Genomic DNA, 25179 nt, shown 5'->3' on the forward strand with positions numbered 1-25179 from the left:
GGTGAGACGCGCGGGGCCGGTGGCAGGGTGTTCGCGTGACGGGAACCGGGGATCTTGAACGGGCATTGCGGGTCGAGCTGCGCGGAGAGGTGGATTTCGGCGCCGCGGCCCGGGCGTTGACCACCATGGACGCCTCCAACTACCGCCGCGTCCCGCTCGGCGTGGTCGCCCCGCGCGACGCCGAGGACGTGGCGGCGGCCCTGCGCGTGTGCGCCGACGCGGGCGTGCCCGTCGTCCCGCGCGGCGGCGGAACCTCCATCGCCGGCCAGGCCACCGGGACCGGCGTGGTGCTCGACCTCACCCGGCACATGAACGCCCTGCTGTCGCTGGACCCGGCCGCGCGGACGGCGGTGGTCCAGCCCGGCCTCGTCCTCGACCGACTCCGGGACGCGGCGCGCCCGCACGGCCTGACCTTCGGACCCGACCCCTCCACCCACTCCCGCTGCACCCTCGGCGGCATGATCGGCAACAACGCCTGCGGAGCCCACTCGGTGGCCTGGGGCACCACCGCCGACAACGTGCACGAGCTCGCGGTCACCACCTACGGGGGCGCCGCGCACCGGATCGGCACCGGCTGGGCCGGCGCCCCGACCGGGCTGCGGGACCTGGTCGCGCAGCACCTGGAACCGCTGCGCACCGGGATGCCCCGCGACCTCACGCGCCGGATCTCCGGATACGCGCTGGACGCGCTGCTGCCCGAGCGGGGCGTGCAGGTGGCCCGGGCCTTCTGCGGGAGCGAGGGCACCCTCGGGGTGGTGACCGAGGCCGTCGTGCGCCTGGTGGAGGCGCCGCGCGCGCCGGTCCTCGTGGTGCTCGGCTACGCCGACGAGAGCGCCGCCGCGGACGCCGCCGCGGGACTGCTGCCGCTGGGGCCGCTGACCGTGGAGGGGATGGCGGCGGACCTGGTGGGGGACGCGGAGGCCGGATCCCTGCCGCGCGGGGGTGCCTGGCTGTTCGTGGAGGCGCGGGACGCCGACGCCGCGCGCGAGACCGTACGGGCCGCCGACGCGCTGGACGCGCGCGTGATCGCCGACCCGGCCGGGCAGCGCGCGCTGTGGCGGATCCGCGAGGACGCCGCGGGCACGGCGACGCGGGGGCCGGACGGGCGGATGGCCTGGCCCGGCTGGGAGGACTGCGCGGTCCCGCCCGCCCGGCTCGGCGCCTACCTGCGCGAGTTCCGGGCCCTGCTCGCCGCGCACGGGCTGCGCGGAACGCCGTACGGGCACTTCGGCGAGGGGTGCGTGCACGTCCGCATCGACTTCGACCTGGTCTCCGCGGCGGGCGTGGCCCGCTTCCGGACCTTCTCCGAGGACCTCGCCGACCTGGTCGTCTCCCACGGCGGCTCGCTGTCGGGGGAGCACGGCGACGGCCAGGCGCGCGCCGAACTGCTGCCCCGGATGTACGGACCGGAGCTGGTCCGCCTCTTCGGCGCGTACAAGGACGTGTGGGACCCGGCCGGCGGCATGAACCCCGGCATGCTCGCCCGCCCGGCCCGACTGGACGAGAACCTGCGCTTCGCGGTGCTGCCGTCCGGCGCCCGAGAGTCGTCGGGGCTGGCCGGGGAGGTCGCGCGGTGCGTGGGGGTCGCGAAGTGCCGGTCCACGGAACCCGGCGTGGGCGTGATGTGCCCGTCGTACCGGGTGACGGGGGAGGAACGGCACTCCACGCGCGGCCGGGCCCGGCTGCTGCACGAGATGCTGGCCGGCGAGATCGTCACGGACGGCTGGCGCTCGGCCGAGGTGCACGAGGCCCTCGACCTGTGCCTCGGCTGCAAGGGGTGCCGCAGCGACTGCCCGGTGGGCGTGGACATGGCCGCCTACAAGAGCGAGTTCCTGCACCGGCACTGGGCGGGCCGGATCCGCCCGCTGGCCCACTACACGATGGGCGGGCTCCCGCAGTGGCTGCGCCTCATCGCCGCGCTGCGCGCCGCCCCGCTGGTCAACGCGCTCGGGCGGGTGGTGCCGGTGCCGGGTCTGGCCCGGGAACGGTCGCTGCCACCGCTGGCCCGGGCGCCGTTCGGCCGGGAGTGGGGCGGGACGGGGGCGGCCCCTTCGGCGGTGGACGGCCCGGGGGTGCTGCTGTGGCCCGACACCTTCACCGAGCACCTGTCCCCGCAGGTCGGCCGGGCCGCCGTACGGGTCCTGGAGGCGGCGGGGCTACGGGTGTCCCGGGCCGGCGGCCGCTCCACGGCGCTCTGCTGCGGGCTGACGTACGTGTCCACGGGCCGCCTCGACCGGGCGCGCGCGGTGCTGCGGCGGACGCTGGATGCGGTGGATGCGGGGGGCGGGGTACGGGCTCCCGTGGTCGTCCTGGAACCCAGCTGCGCGGCGGCGCTGCGCACCGACCTGCCCGCGCTTCTCCCGGACGACCCGCGGGCGGCCCGGCTGGCCGCGTCGGTCGTGACCTTCGCGCAGGTACTGGAGGAGCGCGCCCCGCAGTGGCAGCCGCCCCGGCTGGAGCGCGCGGTGGTCGGCCAGACCCACTGCCACCAGCACGCCGTCCTCGGCGACGGCGCGGAGCGCCGGCTGCGCGAGCGGGCCGGGCTGACCGGCCCGCTCAGCAGCGGCTGCTGCGGACTGGCGGGCAACTTCGGCTTCGAGCCGGGCCACCACGAGGTGTCGGTGGCCTGCGCCGAGGAACAGCTGCTCCCCGCGCTGCGCGCGGCGGACGCGGGGACCGCGATCCTCGCGGACGGCTACTCCTGTCGCACCCAGATCGCCCAGCTAGGCGGGCAGCGCGCGCGCCACCTGGCGGAACTCCTGGCGGAGGGGCTGGAGGGGCTGTAAGGAAACACATGGAGCCGTACTCCTTACCAACCCCTTAGCCTGGAGAGATGTCCGCACCCTCCCCCGCGCCCGCCCCGGCCCCCTCCGCATCCTCGACGACCGCTGCCTCCGTCACCCCCTCGACGTCCGCGCCCGCGCCCGCGGCCGGTACGAGTCGGTTCGGGCCGGTCGCGCTGGTCGTCTCGGCCGGGCTCTCGGTGCAGTTCGGAGCGGCCCTGGCGGTCATGATCATGCCGCGCGCGGGCGCGGCGGGCGTGGTCACGCTGCGGCTGGCGGCCGCCGCGATCGTGCTGCTGCTGATCTGCCGGCCCAAGGTGCGCGGGTACGCGCGCGCCGACTGGACCACGGTGGTGGTCTTCGGGATCACGATGGCGGCCATGAACGGGCTGTTCTACCAGGCGGTGGACCGGATCCCGCTCGGACCGGCCGTCACCCTGGAGGTCCTCGGGCCGCTGGTGCTGTCCGTGGTCGTATCGCGGCGGCTGGTGAACCTGCTGTGGGCGGGGCTGGCCCTCGCGGGCATCGTGCTGCTCTCGGGCCACGGCGGAGGCGGCGGCTTCGGCTCCCTCGACCTCGTCGGGGCCGCGTTCGCGCTGGGTGCGGGCGCGATGTGGGCGGCGTACATCGTCTTCAGCGCCCGTACGGGCCGCCGCTTCCCGCAGGCCGACGGCCTCGCCCTGGCGATGGCGGTCGCGGCGGTGCTGTCGCTGCCGCTCGGCATCATCGAGGCGGGCCCGGCCCTGCTCGTGCCGAGCACGCTGGCGCTCGGCGTCGGGGTCGCGGTCATGTCCTCGGTGCTGCCGTACACGCTGGAGATGCTGGCCCTACGGCGCCTGCCGGCGCCCACCTTCGCGATCCTGATGAGCCTGGAGCCGGCCATCGCCGCGACCGCGGGCTTCCTGGTCCTGCACCAGGCCCTCTCCGCACTGGACGCCCTCGCGATCGCCCTGGTCATCGCGGCAAGCATGGGCGCGGTCCGCGCCCAGACAACCCGCAAGGCGGGTTGAGCGCGGCTTCGCCGCGGTACCGGGTGCTTCGCGGGTGGGGCGGGTGCTTCGGGTGGGGCGGGGTCGGTGGGGTTCCGGGGGCTGCCCGTCAGTTCCACTGTCTCTCCGGGGTGGGCCGGGCCCTCAAGGGCGCTCCTTCGTCGCGTCGCTGCGCGATGGCCTGCGGCCACCCTTGACCGCCCGTCCCACCCCGGAAAGCCAAGAACTGTCGGGCCGCCCCCGGGGGAAGGCATGGGGGACCGGGTCCTATGCGGCTGGATTCCGGCCAGTGAGGCAGGAGCCCTGAGTGCAGCCATGCCGCGCCCTCCGGGCGAACAGCAACAGATGACAAGCCACAAGCCACAAGCACGCCTTCAGATCGCTACGCGCTTCTCCGAGAGAAGCGTCTGCGAGTTGGTTGGGGTTGGTGGGGGTGGAAACTCGGCGAGGTCGAGCATGGGGAGGGTCTGAGGCCGTCCGCCCCTCGCAAACGACTTCCAAATGTCCACATATCGGGCATTTTGGAGGGGTGTTGAGTCCCCACCGTCTCCTGACCCGACTCCTGCTCGGTGGGGCCGAGCTTCCGCCCCTCCCGCACCCCCACCAGCCCAAATCAGCCCCAAACAACTCGCAGACGCTTCTCTAGGAGGAGCGCGTAGCGATCTGCAGGCGTGCTTGTGGCTTGTGTCGGTTGCTGTTCGCCCGGAGGGCGCGGCAAGGTCACTCTCAGAGCCTCCGGCGCATCGCTCGCAACGGGGCCGCATGGGAAAGGTCCCCCCTGCCCTTCCTCCGGGGGCTTCCCGACAGTTCTTGGCTTTCCGTGACGGGGTGGCCTGTCAAGGGTGGCCGCAGGCCATCGCGTAGCGACGCGACGAAGGAGCGCCCTTGACAGGTCGCCCCGGCACGGAGAGACAGTTGAACTGACGGGCAGCCCCCGGAACCCCACCGACCCCGCCCCACCCGAAGCCCCCGCCCAACGCGGCGAAGCCGCGTGCCCCACCCCACCCACCGAAAGTATCTTGACGTCGAGATAGATGTCCGGCAGGCTGCGGCCGTCAGGTCTCTTGATGTCGAGAGACTTCCGGGGTGGGCAGGTGAGCGGAGGGGCGCGCGATGGGGATCCGGTCGGCAGGCGGATCGGCAGGCGGATCGGCAGGCGGATCGGCGGACGGATCGGCAGACGGGCAGTCGGCGAAAGGCGGTCTGTGGTCGCGGTTGCGGCGGCCGCCCGGTGGGCGGGATGCGCGGATCATGTTGTTCGCCCAGCTGTTGGACCGCACCGGGTCGGGGGTCTGGGCGGCCTCCTCGGTCCTGTACTTCACGTTCGTCGTCGGCTTCGACGCCCGGCAGCTCGGTCTGCTGCTCGGGGTGGCCGGGGTGGCGGGGATCGCCGGGTCGCCGTTGGCGGGGTGGCTGGCCGGGCGCTTCTCCGTACGGGCCCTGCTGGTCGGCTGCCACCTCCTGCGGCTGGCGACCCTGTGTCTGATGCTGGTGTGCACGCGCTTCGACGTGCTGCTGGCCGTCGTCGCGATCACCTACCTCGGCGACCGGGCGGCCAAGACGCTGGAGATGCTCTTCGCCACGCGCGTCGCGGGTGAGCGGCGTGCGGAGTACCAGGCGCTCTCGCGCAGTGCGGCGAACGCCGGGTGCGCGGTGGGGGCGGGGGTCGCGGCGCTCGGTCTCGCCGTCGGGACCCGTGGGGCGTACGCCGCCCTGATCCTCGCCAACGCCCTGTCGTTCGTCCTGGCCGCCGCCCTCGTGTGGCGCACCCGCGAGCCGCGGGCCCGCGCCCACGTCGTGGCGCGCTCCACGGGCGCCGGGCCCGTCGCGCCCGCCAGTCCGTGGCGCGATCGCGGCTACCTGCGGTTCGTCCTGCTGGACATCCCCATGAGCCTCGACGACTCGATCCTCAATGTCGGCCTGCCGCTGTGGCTCGTGGGCCACACCTCGGCGCCGCACGCCGTGGTCCCGGCCTTCCTGGCGATCAACACCGTGCTCGTCGTCGTCCTCCAGCTGCACGTGTCGGCCCGGGTGCGGGGGCCGCGTCGGGCCGCCGGGGTGGCGCTCCTCTACGGCGTCACGCTGTTCGCCTGCTGCGTCGTACTGGCGACCGCGACCGGCGGCGGGGCGTGGAGCGCCTCCCTCGCCCTGCTCGCCGCGGCGGTGCTGGTCACCGCGGCCGAGCTGGTCCGTTCGGTCAGCTCCTGGGAGCTGGCGGTCTCCCTCGCCCCGCCGGAGTCGAGGGCGGCCTACCTGGGCGTGGCCGGCATGGCCCAATCCATCCAGAAGTCCGCGGGGCCCCTCCTGCTCACCGGTGCGGTCATGGTGGCGGGTCCGGCCGGTTGGCTCCTGCTGGGCGGTGCGGTGGCGGGTCTTTCGGTGGTGCAGCGGCGGGGGTGTCTGCGCCGCTTGGACGCCCTGGAGGGCGTCAACTCCCCTGCGGTCGGCTCCCGTTCCTGAAGGGGGCGGGCTCCGGACAAATAATGCAAGCATGCTTGATTGTTTTGTCGAGCGCTGCCACGCTTCCCCCCACAGCCGTGTCCTGGGGTCCCGAGGGAGCGCACCGTGCCCGAGCCGTCGTCCGCCGCCACCGAACCCGCCGCAGCAGCGGTGTACGTCGATCTCCGTGAGGAGGGCCGTGAGCTCGACCTCCTCGTCGCCGAGCTGTCCGACCCCGGCTGGGCCGCGGCCACCCCCGCCGCCGGCTGGAGCATCGCCCACCAGATCGCCCACCTGGCGTGGACCGACCGGGCGGCGCTGCTGGCGCTCACCGACGCCGACGGGTTCGGGGAGATGGTCGCGGCGGCCTTCGCGGCGCCCGACCGGTTCGTCGACGACGGCGCCGCCGAGGGGGCCGCGCTCGGGCCCGCGGAGCTGCTGAGGACGTGGCGGGCCGGGCGCGCCGCCCTGGACCGGGCGCTCGCCGCGGCCTCGCCCGACACGCGCTTCCCCTGGTACGGGCCGCCCATGAAGGCCGCCTCGATGGCCAGCGCCCGACTGATGGAGACCTGGGCGCACGGGCAGGACGTCGCCGACGCGCTCGGAGTGCGCCGCACGCCCACCGACCGGCTGCGGCACGTCGCCCGGATCGGCGTGCGGGCCCGCGACTACGCCTTCGCGGTGCGCGGACTGCCCGCTCCCACCGAGGAGTTCCGGGTGGAGCTGACCGCCCCCGACGGGGCGGGCGCATGGACGTACGGTCCCCCGGACGCCCCGCAGCGGGTCACCGGCCCCGCGCTCGACTTCTGCCTGCTGGTGACCCAGCGGGCGCACCGCGCCGACCTCGGCGTACGGGCGCTGGGCGCCGACGCCGAGCAGTGGCTCGACATCGCGCAGGCCTTCGCGGGCCCGGCCGGTCCGGGCCGCGAGCCGGGCGGCGGTCCCGCGTGAGCGGCGCGCGGCGCGCCCTGCGCATCGGCAACGCGTCCGGTTTCTACGGCGACCGCTCCTCGGCGGTGCGCGAGATGCTGACCGGCGGCGAACTGGACGTCCTGACCGGGGACTACCTCGCCGAGCTGACCATGCTGATCCTCGGCCGCGACCGGCTCAGGGACCCGGGCCTCGGCTATGCGAAGACCTTCCTGCGCCAGCTGGAGGAGGGCCTCGGCCTCGCGCACGAGCGGGGCGTGCGGATCGTCGCCAACGCGGGCGGCCTCAACCCGGCCGGCCTCGCGGACGCCGTGCGCGAACTGGCCGCGAAGACCGGTGTGCCGGTGCGCGTCGCGCACGTCGAGGGCGATGACGTGATGCCCTACGCCGAAGGGGTGTTGACCGCGAACGCCTACCTCGGCGGCGCCGGGATCGCGGCCTGCCTGCGGGCGGGCGCGGACGTCGTCGTCACCGGCCGGGTGACCGACGCGGCGCTCGTCAGCGGCCCCGCCGCCTGGTGGTTCGACTGGTCGCCCGGCGACCACGACCGGCTGGCGGGAGCGGTGGTCGCCGGGCACGTCCTGGAGTGCGGCACCCAGGCCACCGGCGGCAACTACTCCTTCTTCACCCGCCACGCGGCGGTGGCCCGCCCCGGCTTCCCGCTCGCCGAGATCGAGGCGGACGGCTCCTGCGTCATCACCAAGCACCCCGGCACGGGCGGCGCGGTGACCACCGGCACCGTCACCGCGCAGCTGCTCTACGAGACCCAGGGCGCCCGCTACCTCGGCCCCGACGTGACGGCCCGCCTCGACACCGTGCGGCTGTGCGAGGAGGGCCCGGACCGGGTCCGGATCAGCGGGGTGCGCGGCGAGGCACCGCCACCGACCCTGAAGACCGGCGTCACCCGGATCGGGGGCTGGCGCAACGAGGTGGTCTTCGTCCTGACCGGCCTCGACATCGAGGCCAAGGCGGAGCTCGTACGGGCCCAGCTGGCCGGGGCGCTGGAGGATGTGGCCGACGTCGGCTGGACCCTCGCCCGTACCGATCACGCGGACGCGCGCACCCAGGAGACGGCGAGCGCGATGCTGCGGCTGGTGGTCCGGGACCCCTCAGCCGACCGGGTCGGGCGGGCCCTGACCTCGGCGGCGATCGAGCTGGCCCTCGGCAGCTACCCGGGGTTCCACGTGACGGCCCCGCCCGGACCGGCCCAGCCGTACGGGGTGTTCAGCTCCGGGCAGCTGCCCGCGGACACCGTCCCCCACACGGCGGTCCTCCCGGACGGCAGCCGCCTGAGCATCCCGGCGACCGGGCCCGCGGCGCCGCCGGCCTCCCCGCTGCCGCCCCTGCCGGTCCCGCCCGACCCGGGCCCCACGGGAACCCCGGCGGGGGAGGTCCCCACCCGCCGCGCGCCCCTCGGGCTGGTGGCCGGGGCCCGCAGCGGGGACAAGGGAGGGGACGCGAACGTCGGCGTCTGGGCCGAGAGCGCGGACGCCTGGGACTGGTTGCGGAGCACCCTCACCGTCGACCTGTTCCAGGAGCTGCTCCCCGAGACCCGCACCCTGCCGGTCACCCGGCACGACCTGCCGAACCTGCGCGCCCTCAACTTCGTCGTCACCGGCATCCTCGGCGACGGCGTCGCCTCCGGGCACCGCTTCGACCCGCAGGCCAAGGCGCTCGGCGAATGGCTGCGCGCCCGCCACCTCGACATTCCCGTCAGCCTTCTCCCCCCTCTCGCACCCCCTCCGGAGGTGAGCCGCCCATGACCCGGCTCGGCACCAGCGTCGACACCAGCGACCCCGACCACCTGGCCCACCGGGCCGCCGCCCTGGAACGCATCGGGGCCCTCGACGCCGAGCACGCCAAGGCGCTCGCGGGCGGCGGCGAGAAGTACACGGCCCGGCACCGGGCGCGCGGCAAGCTGCTCGCCCGGGAACGGATCGAGCTGCTCCTCGACCCGGACACCCCGTTCCTGGAGCTGTCCCCGCTCGCCGCCTGGGGCAGCGACTACCCGGTGGGCGCCTCGATGGTGACCGGGATCGGTGTGGTCGAGGGCGTCGAATGCCTGGTCACCGCCAACGACCCGACGGTGCGCGGCGGTGCCTCCAACCCCTGGACCCTGAAGAAGGCGCTGCGGGCCAACGAGATCGCGCGGGCCAACCGACTGCCCTGCATCAGCCTGGTCGAGTCCGGCGGCGCCGACCTCCCGTCCCAGAAGGAGATCTTCATCCCCGGCGGGGCGATCTTCCGGGACATCACCCGGCTCTCCGCCGAGGGGATCCCCACCGTGGCCGTCGTCTTCGGCAACTCCACGGCGGGCGGGGCCTACATCCCGGGGATGTCCGACCACACCGTGATGATCAAGGACCGGTCGAAGGTCTTCCTCGGCGGCCCGCCGCTGGTCAAGATGGCCACCGGCGAGGAGAGCGACGACGAGTCCCTCGGCGGCGCCGACATGCACGCCCGCACCTCGGGCCTCGCCGACTACTACGCCGTCGACGAGGAGGACGCGATCCGCCGGGCCCGACGGATCGTGGCCCGCCTCAACCACCGCAAGGCGCGGCCGGAGCCGCCGGTGGCGCGGGAACCGCTGTACGACGCCGAGGACCTGCTCGGCATCGTGCCGTCCGACCTCAAGACCCCCTTCGATCCGCGCGAGGTCATCGCCCGGCTGGTCGACGGCTCCGATTTCGACGAGTTCAAACCGCTGTACGGGACCAGCCTGGTCACCGGCTGGGCGAGCCTGCACGGCTACCCGGTCGGCATCCTCGCCAACGCCCAGGGCGTGTTGTTCAGCGCCGAGTCGCAGAAGGCCGCCCAGTTCATCCAGCTCGCCAACCAGCGCGACATCCCGCTGCTCTTCCTGCACAACACCACCGGCTACATGGTCGGCAAGGAGTACGAGCAGGGCGGGATCATCAAGCACGGCTCGATGATGATCAACGCGGTGTCCAACTCGAAGGTCCCGCACCTGTCCGTCCTCATCGGCGCCTCCTACGGCGCGGGGCACTACGGCATGTGCGGGCGGGCCTACGACCCCCGCTTCCTCTTCGCCTGGCCCAGCGCGAAGTCCGCGGTGATGGGACCGCAGCAGCTCGCGGGCGTGCTGTCGATCGTCGCGCGCGCCTCGGCCGCCGCGAAGGGGCAGCCGTACGACGACGAGGCCGACGCCGGGATGCGGGCATTCGTGGAGCAGCAGATCGAGTCGGAGTCCCTGCCGATGTTCCTGTCCGGGCGGCTGTACGACGACGGGGTCATCGACCCGCGCGACACCCGCACCATCCTCGGCCTGTGCCTCTCGGCCGTCCACAACGCCCCCGTCGAGGGCGCCCGTGGCGGCTTCGGCATCTTCCGGATGTGAGCCCCCACATGACCACCTCGCCCGAAGCCACCGCACCCCGGTCCACCGCGTCCGAGCCCACCGCGTCCGACCTCGCCGCGCCCAAGACGATCGGCTCGCTGCTCGTCGCCAACCGCGGGGAGATCGCCGTACGGATCTTCCGCACCGCCCGCGCCCTCGGCCTCGACACCGTCGCCGTGTACGCGGACCCCGACGCCGGGGCCCTGCACGTGCGGGAGGCCGACGCGGCCGTCCGGCTGCCCGGGGCCGCCCCCGGCGAGACCTACCTGCGCGGCGAACTCCTCGTACGGGCGGCCCTCGCCGCCGGCGCCGACGCCGTCCACCCCGGGTACGGGTTCCTCTCCGAGAACGCCGACTTCGCCCGGGCCGTGCGCGCCGCCGGCCTGCTCTGGATCGGGCCGCCGCCCGAGGCCATCGAGGCCATGGCCTCCAAGACCCGCGCCAAGGAGCTGATGCGCGCCGCCGGGGTCCCCCTGCTCGACCCCGTCGACCCGGCCGCGGCCACCGCCGCGGACCTGCCGCTGCTCCTCAAGGCCGCGGCGGGCGGCGGCGGCCGGGGCATGCGGGTCGTCCGCGACCTCGACTCCCTGAAGGAGGAGCTCGAAGCCGCCGCCGCGGAGGCCCGGTCCGCCTTCGGCGACGGCGAGGTCTTCGCGGAGCCCTACGTCGAGCGCGGCCGCCATGTCGAGGTGCAGGTCCTCGCCGACGCCCACGGCACCGTCTGGGCCCTGGGCACCCGGGACTGCTCCCTGCAGCGCCGCCACCAGAAGGTCATCGAAGAGGCCCCGGCCCCCGCCCTCCCCGAGAGCCTGCGCACCACCTTGCGCGAAGCCGCCGTCGCCGCCGCCCGCGCGGTGTCCTACCAGGGCGCGGGCACCGTCGAGTTCCTCGTCACCGCCGACGGCCGCCCGTACTTCCTGGAGATGAACACCCGCCTCCAGGTGGAACACCCCGTCACCGAGGCCGTCTTCGGCATCGACCTCGTCGCCCTCCAACTGCGCGTCGCCGAAGGCCGGGCGCTGCCCCTGGACCCGCCGCGGGCCGAAGGCCATGCCGTCGAGGCCCGGCTGTACGCGGAGGACCCGGCCCGGGACTGGCGCCCGCAGGCCGGGGTCCTGCACACCCTGTCCGTCCCCGGGGACGGGATCCGGATCGACACGGGCTTCGCCGACGGCGACACCGTCGGCGTGCACTACGACCCGATGCTCGCCAAGGTCATCGCACACGCCCCCACCCGCGCCGAGGCAGTCCGCGCGCTCACCCGCGCCCTGGCCCGGGCCCGCATCCACGGGCTCACCACCAACCGGGACCTGCTGGTGCGTTCGCTGCGCCACCCGGAGTTCACCGCCGCGCGCCTCGACACCGGCTTCTACGAACGCCACCTCGCCGAGCTCACCGCGCCCGCCCCCGACGCCGCTCGGGCAGCCCTCGCCGCCGCCCTCGCGGAGGCCGCCCCCGCCCCCGGCGCGCCGCTCGCCAGCCGGCTCGGCGGCTGGCGCAACGTGCCGTCCCAGCCGCAGAGCCGCGCCTACACCGTGGACGGGACGACCTACGAGGTCCGCTACCGGCCCGCCCGGAGCGGCCCCCCGCAGCTCGTGGACCAGCCCGGGGTCCGCGTCCTGGCCGTCGGACCCGAGTCGGTCACCCTCGAAATCGACGGTGTCCACCGGATGTTCCACGTGAAACACGAATCGAACAGCCCCGAGGTGTACGTCGATTCGCCGCTCGGCGCGCACACCCTGACCCGGCGGCCCCGCTTCACCGAACCCCAGGACCGCACCGAACCGGGATCGCTGCTCGCCCCCATGCCCGGCACCGTCGTGCGGATCGCCGAGGGCCTCGCCACCGGCTCCGCCGTCACCGCCGGGCAGCCCCTGCTGTGGCTGGAGGCCATGAAGATGGAGCACCGCATCGTCTCGCCCGCCTCCGGCACGCTCACCGCGCTCCACGCCGCCCTCGGCCGTCAGGTCGAATTCGGCGCCCTGCTCGCCGTCGTCCAGGAGGAACCGCCCGCATGAGCAACGCCGTTGTGGAATCAGCAGAACACCGCGCCCTGCGCGCGGCCGTCGCCGCCCTCGGGCAGCGCTACGGTCGCGAGTACCTCGCCCGGGTGGCCCGCGAGGGCGGCCACCCCGACGAGCTGTGGGCCGATGCCGCCAAGCTCGGCTACCTCGGGGTCAACCTCCCCGAGGAGTACGGAGGCGGTGGCGGAGGCATCGCCGAACTCTCCATCGTGCTCGAAGAACTGGGCGCCGCGGGCTGCCCGCTGCTGATGATGGTGGTCTCGCCCGCCATCTGCGGCACGGTCATCGCCCGCTTCGGCACCGAAGAGCAGAAGCGGGCCTGGCTCCCCGGCCTCGCCGACGGCAGCCGGACCATGGCCTTCGGGATCACCGAGCCCGATGCCGGATCCAACTCCCACCGCATCACCACCACCGCACGGCGCGACGGCGACGACTGGGTGCTGTCCGGGCGCAAGGTCTTCATCTCCGGCGTGGACATCGCCGACGCCACCCTCATCGTCGGGCGCACCGAGGACGCCCGCACCGGACGCCTCAAGCCCTGCCTGTTCATCGTGGACCGCGACACCCCCGGCTTCACCCGTTCGGTCATAGACATGGAACTCCAAGCTGCCGAGAAGCAGTTCGAACTGGTCCTGGACGAGGTGCGGCTTCCCGCCGGGGCCCTGGTCGGCGACGAGGACGCGGGCCTGCTCCAGCTCTTCGCCGGACTCAACCCCGAACGCGTCATGACCGCCGCCTTCGCCATCGGGATGGGCCGCTACGCCCTGGCCAAGGCGGTCGACTACGCCAAGACCCGACAGGTGTGGAAGGAGCCGATCGGCGCCCACCAGGCCGTCGCCCACCCGCTGGCGGCCGCCCACATCGAGCTGGAACTGGCCCGCCTGATGATGCAGAAGGCCGCCCACCTCTACGACGCCGGCGACGACATGGGCGCCGGTGAGGCGGCCAACATGGCCAAGTACGCTGCCGGCGAGGCCTGCGTGCGGGCGGTGGACCAGTCCGTCCACACCCTCGGCGGCAACGGCCTCACCCGCGAATACGGACTCGCCTCCCTCATCACCGCCTCCCGGGTGGCCCGGATCGCACCCGTCAGCCGCGAGATGATCCTCAACTTCGTCTCGCACCAGACCCTGGGCCTGCCCAAGTCCTACTAGAACGGAAGGGCCGGAGGAACGGACATGACCCCGATCGTCGGATCCGCGCACACCAGCGGCATCACCACCCTCACGCTCGACTCGCCGGGCAACCGCAACGCGCTCTCCGCGGAACTCGTCGGCGAGCTGCGCGCGGCCCTCGCCGCGGCGGGTGCGGACCCGGCGGTCCGGGCCATCGTCCTCACCCACACCGGCACCACCTTCTGCGCCGGGGCGGACCTGAAGAACCCCTTCGCGCCGGAGGACTTCCTCGCCCTGCTGCGCGAACTGGCCGAACTGCCCACACCGGTCGTGGCCCGGGTCACCGGCCACGTCCGGGCCGGTGGCCTCGGGCTGCTCGGGGCCTGCGACATCGCCGCCGCCGGCCCGCAGTCCTCGTACGCCTTCACCGAGAGCCACCTGGGCCTGGCCCCGGCGGTGATCTCGATCCCGCTGCTGCCACGGCTCGACCCGCGGGCCGCGGCCCGCTACTTCCTCACCGCCGAGCGCTTCGGACCGGCCGAGGCGGCCCGGATCGGCCTGCTCACCCTGCACGCCGACGACGTCGACCAGGCCCTCGAACCGGTCCTGGCGGGCCTGCGCAGGGCCTCGCCGCAGGGGCTCGCCGCGTCGAAGGCGCTGGTCACCGCACCCGTACGGGCGGCCCTGGAGCGGGACGGCGAGCGGCTGACCGCGCTGTCCGCGACCCTCTTCGGCTCCGCGGAGGCCCGCGAGGGCATCACCGCCCTCTTCGAACGCCGGGACCCGTCGTGGACGTCCTGACCGATCCGCCGCACAGCGGTCCCCGTCGGCCCGCGGGACCCAAGCAGGCCCGCAGCCGGGTCACCCGCCGCCACCTCCTGGAAGCGGCCGTGTCCTGCCTGGCCGAGCACGGCTGGGCGGGCTCCACCGTCGCCGTCGTCGCCGAGCGCGCCGGCGTCTCCCGCGGCGCGGCCCAGCACCACTTCCCCACCCGTGAAGCGCTGTTCACCGCCGCAGTCCAGTACGTCGCCGAGGAACGGTCCACCGCCCTGCGCGAGCTGTTCCAGGCGGGCCCGGCGCCGCGCGCCGAGGTGGTCCACGCCGTGGTGGACCTCTACACGGGCGCGCTCTTCCGGGCCGCGCTCCAGCTGTGGGTGGCCGCCTCCAACGAGGAGCAGCTGCGGCCCCCGGTCGTCGAACTGGAGGCGCGGGTCGGGCGCGAGACCCACCGCATCGCCGTGGAACTCCTGGGCGCCGACGAGTCCGTGCCCGGGGTCCGCGAGAGCGTCCAGGGATTCCTGGACATGGCGCGCGGGCTGGGCCTGGCGAACGTCCTGACCGACGACACCGCCCGCCGGGCCCGCGTGGTCACGCAGTGGGCGGCCATCCTCGACACCGCCCTGGGTCCGCCCCGGGACTGACCCGGGGCGGACGGGGTGCCCCTAGCGGGCGATGTCGGCGTAGCCCTCGATGGCCTGCGGGTCCCGGGTGCCCGGGCCCACGTAGCGCGCCGAGGGGCGGACCAGGCGGCCCGTGCGCTTCTGCTCCAGGATGTGCGCGGACCATCCGGCCGTGCGGGCGCAGGTGAACATCGAGGTGAACATGTGCGCCGGGACCTCCGCGAAGTCCAGCATGATCGCCGCCCAGAACTCCACGTTGGTCGCGAGCACCCGGTCGGGGCGCCGCGCGTGAAGCTCCTCCAGCGCGGCCTTCTCCAGCGCCGCCGCCACCTCGTAGCGCGGCGCGTCCAGCTCCTTGGCCGTGCGGCGCAGCACGCGGGCGCGCGGGTCCTCGGCGCGGTAGACGCGGTGCCCGAAGCCCATCAGCCGCTCGCCCTTGTCCAGGGCCTTCTTCACGTACGCCACGGCGTCGCCGCTGCGCTCGATCTCCTCGATCATGCCCAGCACCCGCGACGGCGCACCGCCGTGCAACGGCCCGGACATGGCGCCGACGGCACCCGACAGCGCGGCCGCGACGTCGGCGCCGGTGGAGGCGATGACCCGGGCGGTGAAGGTGGAGGCGTTCATGCCGTGTTCGGCGGCCGAGGTCCAGTACGCGTCGACGGCCTTGACGTGCTTGGGGTCGGGCTCGCCCCGCCAGCGGATCATGAAGCGTTCGACGACGGACTCGGCCTTGTCGATCTCGCTCTGCGGCACCATCGGCAGGCCCTGGCCGCGGGCGGACTGGGCGACGTACGACAGGGCCATCACGGCCGCGCGCGCGAGGTCGTCACGGGCGGTCGCCTCGTCGATGTCCAGCAGCGGTTTCAGACCCCACACCGGGGCCAGCATCGCGAGCGCGGACTGCACGTCCACGCGGATGTCCCCGGAGTGCACCGGGATCGGGAAGGGCTCGGCGGCGGGCAGCCCCGGGTTGAACGCACCGTCGACCAGCAGTCCCCAGACGTTCCCGAAGGACACGTGACCGACCAGGTCTTCGATGTCGACACCCCGGTAGCGGAGCGATCCGCCCTCCTTGTCGGGCTCGGCGATCTCGGTCTCGAACGCGACGACCCCTTCGAGCCCGGGTACGAAGTCGGACATCAGGCGGCTCCTCAGATAGATGCGAACACGCGCGGCTCCCGGCGTGATTCGCGGTCCGGCGCGGTCATCCCCGTTGATGCCCGGCAGGGCCGATGGTCACCCTCGGGTGGACCAGCGGACCGGCCCCAAGATTTTGGCCGTTCCGGATGGCCTGCGGAAGCGTGACATACGGCACACCCCCGGAAGACGTCCTGCGGCAGGATGGCGGGGTGACAGACAAGGATCTTGACCCCGCCCTCATGCGGATGCAGTACCGCTCGGAGATCCTCGCCGAGGACGGCCTCGCCGCGGACCCCATGGAGCAGTTCGCGCAGTGGTTCCGGCAGGCCGCCGACGCGAGCCTGTTCGAGCCGAACGCGATGGTCGTCTCGACCGCCACCCCCGACGGGCGGCCCAGCTCCCGCACGGTGCTGCTCAAGCAGTTCGACGCGCGCGGCTTCGTCTTCTTCACCAACTACGGCTCGCGCAAGGGCCGGGAGCTGGCCGAGAACCCGCACGCGGGCCTGCTCTTCCCGTGGCACCCGATCGCCCGGCAGGTCCTGGTGACCGGCAGCGCGCTGCGGATCGGCCGGGACGAGACCGCCGCGTACTTCCGCTCGCGCCCGCACGGTTCGCAGTTGGGGGCCTGGGCGAGCGACCAGTCCCGGGTGATCTCCTCGCGCGCCGAGCTGGACCGCCGTTACGCGGAGCTGGCGCGGCGGTACCCGGAGGGGGAGCAGGTGCCGGTGCCGCCGGAGTGGGGCGGGATCCGCGTGGTGCCGCAGGAGGTGGAGTTCTGGCAGGGCCACGAGAACCGCCTGCACGACCGGTTGAAGTACGTCCGCGACGGCGAGAAGTGGCGCGTCGAGCGGCTCTGCCCCTGAGGGCCGGCCCCGCCCGACCGGGCGGGGACAGCAGGCGACCCGCGGGCTCGGGTTCCTCTCCTGCAGTGAGAGGAGCCGGCCGGACGTACCGGCGAGCCCGCGGGTCGGGTGACTGCTTGGGATTGGCGCCGACACCTGTCGGCACGGCACTGCTTGGGTGCGTACGACAACGGGCGTCAGCCCGCAGTCACCTCACGCGTCCGGTTGCCAGACATTTCCGGAACCACCTCCCTTCTCGTGTACGGCAGAGCCTAGGACGGCGCCGCACGCCGCTCAAGGGATTTAATTCGGGGGGAATCCGGGGAATCAGGTGTGGGCTGCGTCACGTTCCAGTTCAATGATCTGACGTGCCGCACACGCGAACACCTGCAGGGGGTCCCAGGTGAGTGCTTCCGGACGTAGCGAGACCACCGACGATCTGCTCGCCGCACTGCTGGACGGGATGGACGCGGCGCTCTGCGCGTTCGATGCCGACGGCGTGATCACCCACTGGAACCGCGAGGCCGAGCGGATCCTGGGCTGGTCGGCCGCCGAGGCGGTGGGGCGGCGCGGATTCGCCGGATGGGCGGCGCGGGCCGCCGACGCGCAGGACGTCGAGGCCAGACTGATGGGCGCGCAGGACGTGCCCGGCCGCCAGGTGCACGAGTTCGCCCTGCTCACCAAGGACGGCGGGCGGGTGCTCGTACGGACCCAGTCGGCCGGGGTGCCGGGCGCGGACGGAAAACCGGCCGGGGTGTACTGCGCGTTCAGCGAGGTGCACGCGCAGATCGACCTGGAGCGCTCCATCGCGCTCAGCGAAGCCCTGATGGACGACGCCTCGTGGGGGGTCGTGCTCGTCGACGTCGACCTGCGGCCCGCCGTGGTCAACGCGCAGGCGGCCGCCGCCTTCGGGTCGGGGCGGACCGCCCTGCTGGGACGGCCGCTCGGGGAGCTGCTCGCGCAGGGCGTGGAGGAGCTGGAGGGCGCGCTCCAGCACGTCCTGGCCGAGGGGCCGCCGCCGGGGCCGGTGGAGCTGTGGGTCTCCGTGCGCACGGCCACCGGCGTCCGCAGGCGCTGCTGGCGCAGCGGCTTCCTGCGCCTGGCCTCGCCGCTCGCGGAGGAACCGGTGCCGCTGGGGGTCGGCTGGCTGTTCCAGGACATCACCGAGGCCCGACAGGCGGAACTGGACACCGCGCAGCTGCGCTTCCGTTCCCAGCAGCTGCACCGGGCGGGCCGGGCGGCGGGGGAGTGCGAGGACCCGGCGGAGGCGGCGGCGGTCCGGCTGGAGTTCGCGCTGGCCGGCTTCGCGGACCACGCGCTGATCGACGTACTGGCCGCGGACGGGGCGCGGCTGGTCCGCTCGCCCGTGTCCCCGTCCGGGGCGGTGCCCGCGGCGGGCCCGCTGCTCCCGGGGCCGGGGGCGATCCCGGTCCGCTACGAGCCGGGGCACCCCGCGTTCCAGGCGCTGGACCGGATCGGTTCGGTCCGGGCCAGCGCGCCGGGGGGCGCCGCGGCCGAGGGCTGGCTCACGGCCCGCCGCTGGCCGCAGGGATCGGCGCACGCGCTGTGCGTGGTCCTGCGCAGCCGGGGCCGGAGCCTGGGGATCCTGACGTTCCTGCGCGGCCCCTCGCGCCCGCCCTTCGACCGCGCGGACGCCGCCTACGCCGAAGAGGTCGCCTCGCGCCTGGCCACGGACCTGGCGCTGTCGACGCCCTAGTGGCGGAAGAAGATCCGGTCGCCGTACTCCTGCATCACGCGGCCGTTCCACTCGTGCCCGCCGTCGACGTTGCCCGAGCGCAGCAGCGGCGGCTCGACGCCGCGGGCGGCGAGGTCGCCCGCCGCGGCGGCCATGACCGCCTGCATGATCGCGCTGGTCACGACCGTGGACGCCGGGGCGAAGGGCGCGTCGATCCCCTCCAGGCTCAGCTCGGCGTCGCCGACCGCGATCTTGCTGTCCAGGACGATGTCGCAGTGGTCCTTGAGGAAGGTGCCCGAGACGTGCCGCGAGCGGGTCTCGGTCGCGTAGGCCACCGAGGTCACGCCGATCACCTTGAGGCCGATGGCCCGCGCGTTCATCGCCATCTCGACGGGCAGCGCGTTGCGTCCGGAGAGGGAGATGATCACCAGGACGTCGCCGTCCGCGGCCGGGCTGCTGTCCAGGACCGCCCCGGCCAGGCCGTCCACCCGCTCCAGCGCGCTGCCGAGGGTCGCGGGCATGACGTCGATCCCGGCGGTGCCGGGGACGGCGAGGAAGTTCATCAGGGCGAGCCCGCCGGCCCGGTAGACCACGTCCTGGGCGGGGAGGGAGGAGTGCCCGGCGCCGAAGGCGAAGAGCCGGTTCCCGGCCGCGACCGCCTCGGCGATCACGGCGCCGGCCTCGGAGATGTTCGACGCTTCCTCGTCCCGCACCCGCTCCAGGAGGCCGATGGCGGCATCGATGAACTGACCGGCCAGCTTGCTCTCGCTCATGCGCTGAGGGGCCCTTCCAGAGGTGGGGTGCGTCCGTGTCCGCCGCTCACCGTGCGGTCTGGACCAAGGGCGTGTCAATACCGACGTCAATCCAGGGGCGAAAGCCCTTGGAGCGGTCCAGGACGGGCCTTGACCTCCAGCACGGAACGGTTGTCGGCCCGATGCGTCAGAATTGGGTGCAGGGCCAGCGCACGATATCCCGAGGGGCACGAATGTCCGGACTGATCGATACCACGGAGATGTATCTCCGCACCATCCTCGAGCTGGAAGAGGAAGGCGTGGTCCCCATGCGCGCCCGAATTGCGGAGCGGCTCGACCAGAGCGGCCCGACGGTCAGCCAAACGGTGGCACGCATGGAGCGCGACGGCCTGGTGGCCGTCGCCAGCGACCGGCACCTGGAGCTGACGGAGGAGGGACGGCGGCTGGCCACGCGCGTGATGCGCAAGCACCGGTTGGCCGAGTGTCTCCTCGTCGACGTCATCGGGCTCGAATGGGAGCAGGTGCACGCCGAGGCCTGTCGCTGGGAGCACGTGATGAGCGAAGCGGTGGAGCGGCGGGTGCTGGAGCTGCTGCGCCACCCGACCGAGTCGCCGTACGGCAACCCGATCCCGGGGCTGGAGGAGCTGGGCGAGAAGGCCGAGGCCGATCCCTTCCTCGACGACAGCATGGTGAGCCTGGCGGAGCTGGACCCGGGCGCCGACGGCAAGACCGTGGTCGTGCGCCGGATCGGCGAGCCGATCCAGACGGACGCCCAGCTCATGTACACGCTGCGGCGGGCGGGCGTGCAGCCGGGCTCGGTCGTCAGCGTCACGGAGTCCCCGGGGGGAGTGCTGGTCGGCAGTGGCGGCGAGGCCGCCGAGCTGGAGGCGGAAGTCGCCTCGCACGTGTTCGTGGCCAAGCGGTGACCGTCCCTACCGCCGGTACGGACTGACGCTCGCGGTGTGGACGGTCCCGGCGCCTCGCGGCGCCGGGACCGGTCCTCCCCTTTTTGACCCGGAGCCCCGAGCTCTCAAGGTCATCCCCTCGGACCGTCTTCCCCGAGCGGCCCGCCTCCCGTTGAAGATCTCCCCTCGGCAGCGGCGGCCAATCCTTGAGCAAGGTCATTCGAAAGAGTGGTGTTGCCGTCGAGAAGGCTGTCTTCGAATGCGGGTTCGATAGTCTGGCGGGGAGCGAAGGGGGTGCATCTGCGGTGGTACAGCGCTTCGATGTAACGGGGTCCGACGGCGTACGCCTGGCGGCCTGGGAGTTTCGGGAACCCACCGCCCCAGGCGCCCCGGCCGAAGGCTCCGGCCCGGGGTCCGGTCCCGGGGTCCTCTTACTCCACGGGCTGATGGGCCGTGCCTTCCACTGGGCGGGAACCGCCCGCTGGCTCGGCGAGCGGCGCCGCGTGGTCGCCCTCGATCAACGCGGACACGGCCAGAGCGAGCGTCCTGCCCATGGTCCGGACATCCCGGCCGCCTTCGCCCGCGAGGCCTTCGTGGCCGATGCCGAAGCCGTGGTCGAGCAGCTCGGCCTGGCCCCCGTCACCCTCGTCGGCCATTCCATGGGCGCCCTCACCGCGTGGCAGCTCGCCGCCCGCCGCCCCGACCTCGTCGAGGCCCTGGTCATCTGCGACATGCGGGCCTCCGCGCTCGGGGCCGCCTCGCAGCAGGAGTGGGAGGAGTGGTTCCGCCGCTGGCCGCTGCCCTTCCCCACGCAGGACGCCGCGCGCCGTTGGTTCGGCGAGGACGATCCCCGGGTGGAGCGGCCCGACCCCGGCCGCGGGGCCTTCTTCGCCGAGGTGATGCACCAGGCGCCCGACGGGTGGCGCCCGCTCTTCTCCCGCCGGCAGATGCTCACCGCCCGGGAGACGTGGGTGCACGACGCGCACTGGGAGGAGCTGGCGCAGGTCCGCTGCCCGACGTTGGTGGTGCGGGGGCTGGACGGCGAGTTGGGGCGGGCCGAGGCGCAGGAGATGGTGCGGGTGCTGCCGGCCGGGCAGTACGCGGAGATCCCCGATGCCGGTCACTACCTCCACTACGACCAGCCGGGGGCCTGGCGGGCGGCGTTGGAGCCGTTCCTGGACGGGGTCACGGCCTCGGCCTGAGGTCCGGGTTGCGGGCGGGGGCCCGGGGGCCAGGTGCTGGGTGCGGGCATGGGTGCGGGGCGGGGCCGCTGCGCGGAGCTGCCCCGCCCCGCCCTTCCTCCGTTCCCCGGGCTCCGCCCGGACCCGGTCCTCAAACGCCGGACGGGCTGGAAGGGGCCGGGACGGGCCGGGTCAGCCCTTGCTTACCGCGGTCAGGATTTCTGGGATGCGGCGGGCGACCGTGGGGGCGGCCAGGCGGAGGCCAGACCAGGTGATCAGGGTGCCCCAGGCGATGCCCAGCGGGAGCAGCAGCCAGGTGGCGTCCTGGTGGTCCGCCAGGTGCAGCCAGGCCGCGAGCACGATCAGCGGTGCGCACAGCAGGGCCGAGAAGACCAGGCCGAGGAAGATGCCGATCCAGGCGAGGCCGGCCTGCCCCGGGGCGACGTTCTTGAACGCGCCGTCGGTCGGGATGGAGTACGGGAAACGGGCCGAGGCCAACGCCCCCGCGCACAGCATCGCGCCCAGCAGCCCCAGCGCGAGCCCGACGACCTCCGGCAGGGCGGCCCAGTCACCCACCATCGCCGCCGTCACCACGGTCACGAGCACCGTGTACGGGACGGTGACCAGGGCCAGCGCGAGGGCCCGGGCGCGCATTTCGGCGTAGGCCTCGCGCGGGGTGGAGATGGTCTGGGCGACCATCCAGAACGCCGAGGTGTCCTGCCCGAACTGGTTGTACATCTGGACGCCCAGCATGCCCGCGCCGAAGCAGGCGAGGTAGACCGAGCCGTGCCCCTGGAGCGCGTTGGCGACCGGGATGATCAGGCCGACGGCCAACGAGGTCAGCCAGGCGGCCTTGGTCTTGGGGTCGCGGACGGCGTAGCGCAGGGCGCGCTGGACGACCGCGCCGGTGCGCCCGTCCGGCAGCGGGGACCAGCCGGCGCCCGCCTCGGAGCCGCGCTTCCTACCCGAGTCGGCCGCACCGATGGTGGAGCCGTCCGGGGTCACCATCAGCTTCGTCAGGCCGCGCTCCCAGAACCACAGCAGCGCGCCGATCGCGCCGACGGTCAGCGCGAGCTGGGCGGCGGCCACGGCGTACGAGCCCCGGCTCGCCGAGTCGACCATGCCGACGGCCGTCGCGGGCGGCAGCCACCGCACCACGGCCTCGACGGGTTCCAGGGCGGCCAGCCCGCCGGCCTGGAAGAGGCGCTGGCTGGCGAAGTTGGCGAACTGGGCGACGACCGCGATCAGCAGTCCGCTGAGCACGGCCAGGTCGCGGCCCTTGCGGCTGGTCAACAGCCGGACGTTGGCCGTGGCCACGGCCCGCGCCAGGGCGACGCAGACGAGCAGCAGCAGCGGCACGCCGAGGACGGCGGCGACGATGCCCGCCGGGCCCTGGGCCACCGCGGTCACCGAGCCGACGGCGAGGCACAGCGTGAAGAGCGGCCCGATGCCGACGAGCGAGGACGCCAGCAGGGCCCGTACGAGCGGCCGCGGCCGCAGCGGCAGCATCACCAGCCGGGTCGGGTCGAGGGTCTCGTCCCCGGTGGGGAAGAACAGCGGCATCACGGACCAGAGCAGGGCCAGGATCGCGGCGAGCAGGACCACGACGGTGCCCGCGTGCGCGTTCCCGTGCAGCACGGCCAGGCCGATCATCTGGAGCACGCCGACGCCGAGCGCCAGCACCAGCGTGCTGATGTAGGCGGCCTTCCGCTTCGACGAGCCCTTGAGGCCGTTGCGCAGCAGGGACAGCTTGAGCCGGACGAAGACCGCGGTGAGGCCGGCCTCCGCCCCGGTGGCGGGAGCGGCGGCACTCATCGCGAGCCCGCCCCGCCGCCGAGCCAGTCCAGGGATTCGCCCGTGTCGAGCCCCTGGGCGCCGACGAGTTCGAGGAAGGCGTTCTGGAGGCTGGGCGCGCTGCCGCGCACGGAGTCCAGCGGGCCCGCGGCGCGGATCCGTCCGCCCGCCATGACCGCGACCCAGTCGCACAGCGACTCGACGAGCTCCATCACGTGCGAGGAGAAGACGACCGTGGCGCCGGACGCGGTGTAACGTTCCAGCACCCTGCGGATGGTCTGCGCCGACACCGGGTCCACCCCCTCGAACGGTTCGTCGAGGAAGAGGACTTCGGGGTTGTGCAGCAGCGCCGCCGCCAGGCCGATCTTCTTGCGCATGCCGGTCGAGTAGTCCACGACCAGCTTGTGCTGCGAGCCCGCGAGGTCGAGGACCTCCAGCAGCTGCGTCGCGCGCTTGTCGGTCTCGGGGCCCGGCACCCCGCGCAACCGGCCCATGTAGCCGAGCAGTTCCCGACCGGACAGCCGCTCGAAGAGGCGCAGCCCCTCCGGCAGCACTCCGATCCGGGATTTCACCTGAACCGGGTCCTGCCATACGTCATGTCCGGCGACCTCGACCCGGCCCTGGTCCGGACGCAGCAGCCCGGTCACCATCGACAGCGTGGTGGTCTTGCCGGCCCCGTTCGGTCCGACGAGACCGATGAACTGCCCCGCGGGCAGTTCGAGATCGATCCCCGCCACCGCGATCTGCTCGCCGAAGCGCTTCCACAGCCCTTCGATCCGTACGGCGGGGGCGGCAACCAATGCCGTCTCCCCCGTCGACAATGCCTGGTCCGGCATCGCGCCCTGCCTCTCGTTCTGTCCCCGTTGGTCGCGTTCACCTTACGAGGGCAGGCCGGGGCGGCCGTAGGGCTGAATGTACCGACCTGGGATCGATCAGCCCCGGCGGGCCCGGGCCGCGGCCGCCTCGCGCCCGCACGCGTAGGCCAGTACGTCGATCAGCTCCTCGGTGTCGGGCAGCCACCGGTTCGCCGGGGTGGGGCGGCGGACCCACTGCACCTGGCCCCGGCCGCCGTAGCGGGTGGGCGGGGCGGCGACGTAGTCCCCCTCGCCGCGCGCGACGAGGTCGAGGGAGGCGGGCTGCCACCCCAGCTTGCGCAGCAGGTCGGGGAGTTTCGCCCCGGCGCCGGGCAGGACGAAGAACTGGATCCGACGGTCCGGGGTGGCGGTCACCGGCCCGATGGTCAGGCCGAGTCGCTCCAGGCGCGCGAGCGCCAGGAAGCCGGAGACCTCGGGTACTTCGATCGCGTCGAAGGTGCGGCCGGTGGGCAGCAGGATCGACGCGGCCGGCTGGCGCGACCACAGTTGACGGACCCGGACCGCACTGCCCGAGGCCAGCGCCGCCCACTCCTTCACCCCCGGGTGCGCTCCCGGCTTCTCGCAGGTCGCGACCCCGCAGGAGCAGACCTCGCGGCCGTCGCCGGGCTCCAGCCAGGTGCCCGCGAACACGTCCCAGTGCCGCTCTTCCGCGTACCGCACGGCATGGTCCAGCAGCAGTTCGCCGCGCTGCTGGGGGATGGGCGCGGTCTCCGTGACTCCGATGGTCTCTTCCACGATCAGCACAACTACCGCGGTCACCGGGAGTTACGGGCGTAAACCGGCCGGTGGACGGAGCATCGATCCTGCATGTGGGGCGCACCGGTGCACGGGCGGGGGCGCGCGGGGGACCGGGAGCCGGGGGTTGGGTAGCGACAACTCGCAGCAGACCGGAGAGCGGCGGTCCACCACTTGCGTGACGTATGAGTGCACGACTGGGTACGACTCACCACGTT

Annotated in this window: 19 protein-coding genes; 14 read left to right on the forward strand and 5 right to left on the reverse strand. The window is 73.8% G+C overall.

The genetic code is table 11. The annotated features are described in order from the left end of the window. Nucleotides 1-35 precede the first annotated feature (35 nt). The 10 genes from ACZ4UB_RS17975 (at nucleotide 36) to ACZ4UB_RS18020 (ending at nucleotide 15059) form a co-directional block, all read left to right on the forward strand. Nucleotides 36-2786 carry an FAD-binding and (Fe-S)-binding domain-containing protein gene (locus tag ACZ4UB_RS17975; RefSeq protein WP_468071193.1) on the forward strand — a complete coding sequence of 917 codons (2751 nt, stop codon included), beginning with the start codon at nucleotides 36-38 and terminating at the stop codon, nucleotides 2784-2786. A gap of 47 nt (nucleotides 2787-2833) precedes the next feature. Next, nucleotides 2834-3793, forward strand: a complete 960-nt coding sequence (locus ACZ4UB_RS17980; RefSeq protein WP_468071195.1) for an EamA family transporter — start codon at nucleotides 2834-2836, stop codon at nucleotides 3791-3793. Nucleotides 3794-4987: 1194 nt separating this feature from the next. After that, on the forward strand, nucleotides 4988-6232 hold the full coding sequence (locus ACZ4UB_RS17985) for an MFS transporter (RefSeq protein ID WP_468071197.1): 1245 nt from the start codon (nucleotides 4988-4990) through the stop codon (nucleotides 6230-6232). A gap of 105 nt (nucleotides 6233-6337) precedes the next feature. Continuing rightward, nucleotides 6338-7162, forward strand: coding sequence for a TIGR03084 family metal-binding protein (locus ACZ4UB_RS17990; protein WP_468071199.1), 825 nt, complete (start codon nucleotides 6338-6340; stop codon nucleotides 7160-7162). A gap of 74 nt (nucleotides 7163-7236) precedes the next feature. After that, nucleotides 7237-8904: an acyclic terpene utilization AtuA family protein gene (locus ACZ4UB_RS17995; protein WP_468071402.1), complete on the forward strand. Its 1668-nt coding sequence runs from the start codon at nucleotides 7237-7239 to the stop codon at nucleotides 8902-8904. Then, the gene (locus tag ACZ4UB_RS18000; RefSeq protein WP_468071201.1) at nucleotides 8901-10499 is read left to right on the forward strand and encodes an acyl-CoA carboxylase subunit beta; all 1599 of its coding nucleotides are present in this window, start codon (nucleotides 8901-8903) and stop codon (nucleotides 10497-10499) included. The genes ACZ4UB_RS17995 and ACZ4UB_RS18000 overlap by 4 nt, the downstream gene beginning before the upstream one ends. Before the next feature lie 8 nt (nucleotides 10500-10507). Next, entirely contained in the window at nucleotides 10508-12517 is a 2010-nt protein-coding gene (locus ACZ4UB_RS18005; protein WP_468071404.1) for an acetyl/propionyl/methylcrotonyl-CoA carboxylase subunit alpha, read from the forward strand. Then, nucleotides 12514-13677: an acyl-CoA dehydrogenase family protein gene (locus tag ACZ4UB_RS18010; RefSeq protein WP_468071203.1), complete on the forward strand. Its 1164-nt coding sequence runs from the start codon at nucleotides 12514-12516 to the stop codon at nucleotides 13675-13677. Before ACZ4UB_RS18005 ends, ACZ4UB_RS18010 begins: the two co-directional genes overlap by 4 nt. 24 nt (nucleotides 13678-13701) lie before the next feature. Then, on the forward strand, nucleotides 13702-14439 hold the full coding sequence (locus ACZ4UB_RS18015; RefSeq protein WP_468071205.1) for an enoyl-CoA hydratase family protein: 738 nt from the start codon (nucleotides 13702-13704) through the stop codon (nucleotides 14437-14439). After that, the gene (locus ACZ4UB_RS18020; RefSeq protein ID WP_468071207.1) at nucleotides 14427-15059 is read left to right on the forward strand and encodes a TetR/AcrR family transcriptional regulator; all 633 of its coding nucleotides are present in this window, start codon (nucleotides 14427-14429) and stop codon (nucleotides 15057-15059) included. The genes ACZ4UB_RS18015 and ACZ4UB_RS18020 overlap by 13 nt, the downstream gene beginning before the upstream one ends. Nucleotides 15060-15080: 21 nt before the next feature. Here ACZ4UB_RS18020 and ACZ4UB_RS18025 read toward each other — a convergent pair whose 3' ends face one another. Then, nucleotides 15081-16181, reverse strand: a complete 1101-nt coding sequence (locus ACZ4UB_RS18025; protein ID WP_468071209.1) for a citrate synthase 2 — start codon at nucleotides 16179-16181, stop codon at nucleotides 15081-15083. A 239-nt stretch (nucleotides 16182-16420) separates the two neighbouring features. On the opposite strand from ACZ4UB_RS18025, the gene pdxH reads away from it, so the two are divergent. Both pdxH and ACZ4UB_RS18035 read left to right on the forward strand, forming a co-directional pair. Next, a complete protein-coding gene (pdxH, locus tag ACZ4UB_RS18030) occupies nucleotides 16421-17044 on the forward strand; it encodes a pyridoxamine 5'-phosphate oxidase (RefSeq protein ID WP_354381331.1) in 624 nt (207 codons plus the stop codon). Between the two features lie 382 nt (nucleotides 17045-17426). Continuing rightward, the gene (locus ACZ4UB_RS18035) at nucleotides 17427-18740 is read left to right on the forward strand and encodes a PAS domain-containing protein (RefSeq protein WP_468071211.1); all 1314 of its coding nucleotides are present in this window, start codon (nucleotides 17427-17429) and stop codon (nucleotides 18738-18740) included. Here ACZ4UB_RS18035 and ACZ4UB_RS18040 read toward each other — a convergent pair. Continuing rightward, the gene (locus tag ACZ4UB_RS18040) at nucleotides 18737-19492 is read right to left on the reverse strand and encodes an SIS domain-containing protein (RefSeq protein WP_467956103.1); all 756 of its coding nucleotides are present in this window, start codon (nucleotides 19490-19492) and stop codon (nucleotides 18737-18739) included. The two genes, ACZ4UB_RS18035 and ACZ4UB_RS18040, sit on opposite strands and share 4 nt — an antisense overlap. Before the next feature lie 212 nt (nucleotides 19493-19704). Between ACZ4UB_RS18040 and ACZ4UB_RS18045 the strand changes: the two genes are divergently transcribed. After that, nucleotides 19705-20397 (forward strand): metal-dependent transcriptional regulator, encoded by a 693-nt coding sequence (locus ACZ4UB_RS18045; protein WP_356411299.1) that lies wholly within the window; start codon nucleotides 19705-19707, stop codon nucleotides 20395-20397. Between the two features lie 284 nt (nucleotides 20398-20681). After that, on the forward strand, nucleotides 20682-21578 hold the full coding sequence (locus tag ACZ4UB_RS18050) for an alpha/beta fold hydrolase (protein ID WP_468071214.1): 897 nt from the start codon (nucleotides 20682-20684) through the stop codon (nucleotides 21576-21578). Between the two features lie 171 nt (nucleotides 21579-21749). Here the strand turns inward: ACZ4UB_RS18050 and ACZ4UB_RS18055 are convergent, their stop codons facing one another. The 3 genes from ACZ4UB_RS18055 to ACZ4UB_RS18065 form a co-directional block, all read right to left on the reverse strand. Further along, a complete protein-coding gene (locus ACZ4UB_RS18055; protein ID WP_468071216.1) occupies nucleotides 21750-23372 on the reverse strand; it encodes a transporter in 1623 nt (540 codons plus the stop codon). Then, nucleotides 23369-24187, reverse strand: coding sequence for an ABC transporter ATP-binding protein (locus ACZ4UB_RS18060; RefSeq protein ID WP_468071218.1), 819 nt, complete (start codon nucleotides 24185-24187; stop codon nucleotides 23369-23371). Before ACZ4UB_RS18060 ends, ACZ4UB_RS18055 begins: the two co-directional genes overlap by 4 nt. Nucleotides 24188-24283: 96 nt before the next feature. Next, entirely contained in the window at nucleotides 24284-24970 is a 687-nt protein-coding gene (locus tag ACZ4UB_RS18065; protein ID WP_354381332.1) for a bifunctional DNA primase/polymerase, read from the reverse strand. Nucleotides 24971-25179 lie beyond the last annotated feature (209 nt).

It is taken from the genome of Streptomyces sp. NPDC028419 (genome assembly GCF_055565515.1).

Bases quoted from the DNA above. Each gene is read 5' to 3' on its own strand.
- ACZ4UB_RS18010 (WP_468071203.1), top strand. From the start codon at position 12,514: ATGAGCAACGCCGTTGTGGAATCAGCAGAACACCGCGCCCTGCGCGCG.
- ACZ4UB_RS18005 (WP_468071404.1), top strand. From the start codon at position 10,508: ATGACCACCTCGCCCGAAGCCACCGCACCCCGGTCCACCGCGTCCGAG.
- ACZ4UB_RS18000 (WP_468071201.1), top strand. From the start codon at position 8,901: ATGACCCGGCTCGGCACCAGCGTCGACACCAGCGACCCCGACCACCTG.
- ACZ4UB_RS18025 (WP_468071209.1), bottom strand. From the start codon at position 16,181: ATGTCCGACTTCGTACCCGGGCTCGAAGGGGTCGTCGCGTTCGAGACC.
- ACZ4UB_RS18045 (WP_356411299.1), top strand. From the start codon at position 19,705: ATGTCCGGACTGATCGATACCACGGAGATGTATCTCCGCACCATCCTC.
- ACZ4UB_RS17995 (WP_468071402.1), top strand. From the start codon at position 7,237: ATGCTGACCGGCGGCGAACTGGACGTCCTGACCGGGGACTACCTCGCC.
- ACZ4UB_RS18060 (WP_468071218.1), bottom strand. From the start codon at position 24,187: ATGCCGGACCAGGCATTGTCGACGGGGGAGACGGCATTGGTTGCCGCC.
- ACZ4UB_RS18055 (WP_468071216.1), bottom strand. From the start codon at position 23,372: ATGAGTGCCGCCGCTCCCGCCACCGGGGCGGAGGCCGGCCTCACCGCG.
- ACZ4UB_RS18040 (WP_467956103.1), bottom strand. From the start codon at position 19,492: ATGAGCGAGAGCAAGCTGGCCGGTCAGTTCATCGATGCCGCCATCGGC.
- ACZ4UB_RS17980 (WP_468071195.1), top strand. From the start codon at position 2,834: ATGTCCGCACCCTCCCCCGCGCCCGCCCCGGCCCCCTCCGCATCCTCG.
- pdxH (WP_354381331.1), top strand. From the start codon at position 16,421: ATGCGGATGCAGTACCGCTCGGAGATCCTCGCCGAGGACGGCCTCGCC.
- ACZ4UB_RS18015 (WP_468071205.1), top strand. From the start codon at position 13,702: ATGACCCCGATCGTCGGATCCGCGCACACCAGCGGCATCACCACCCTC.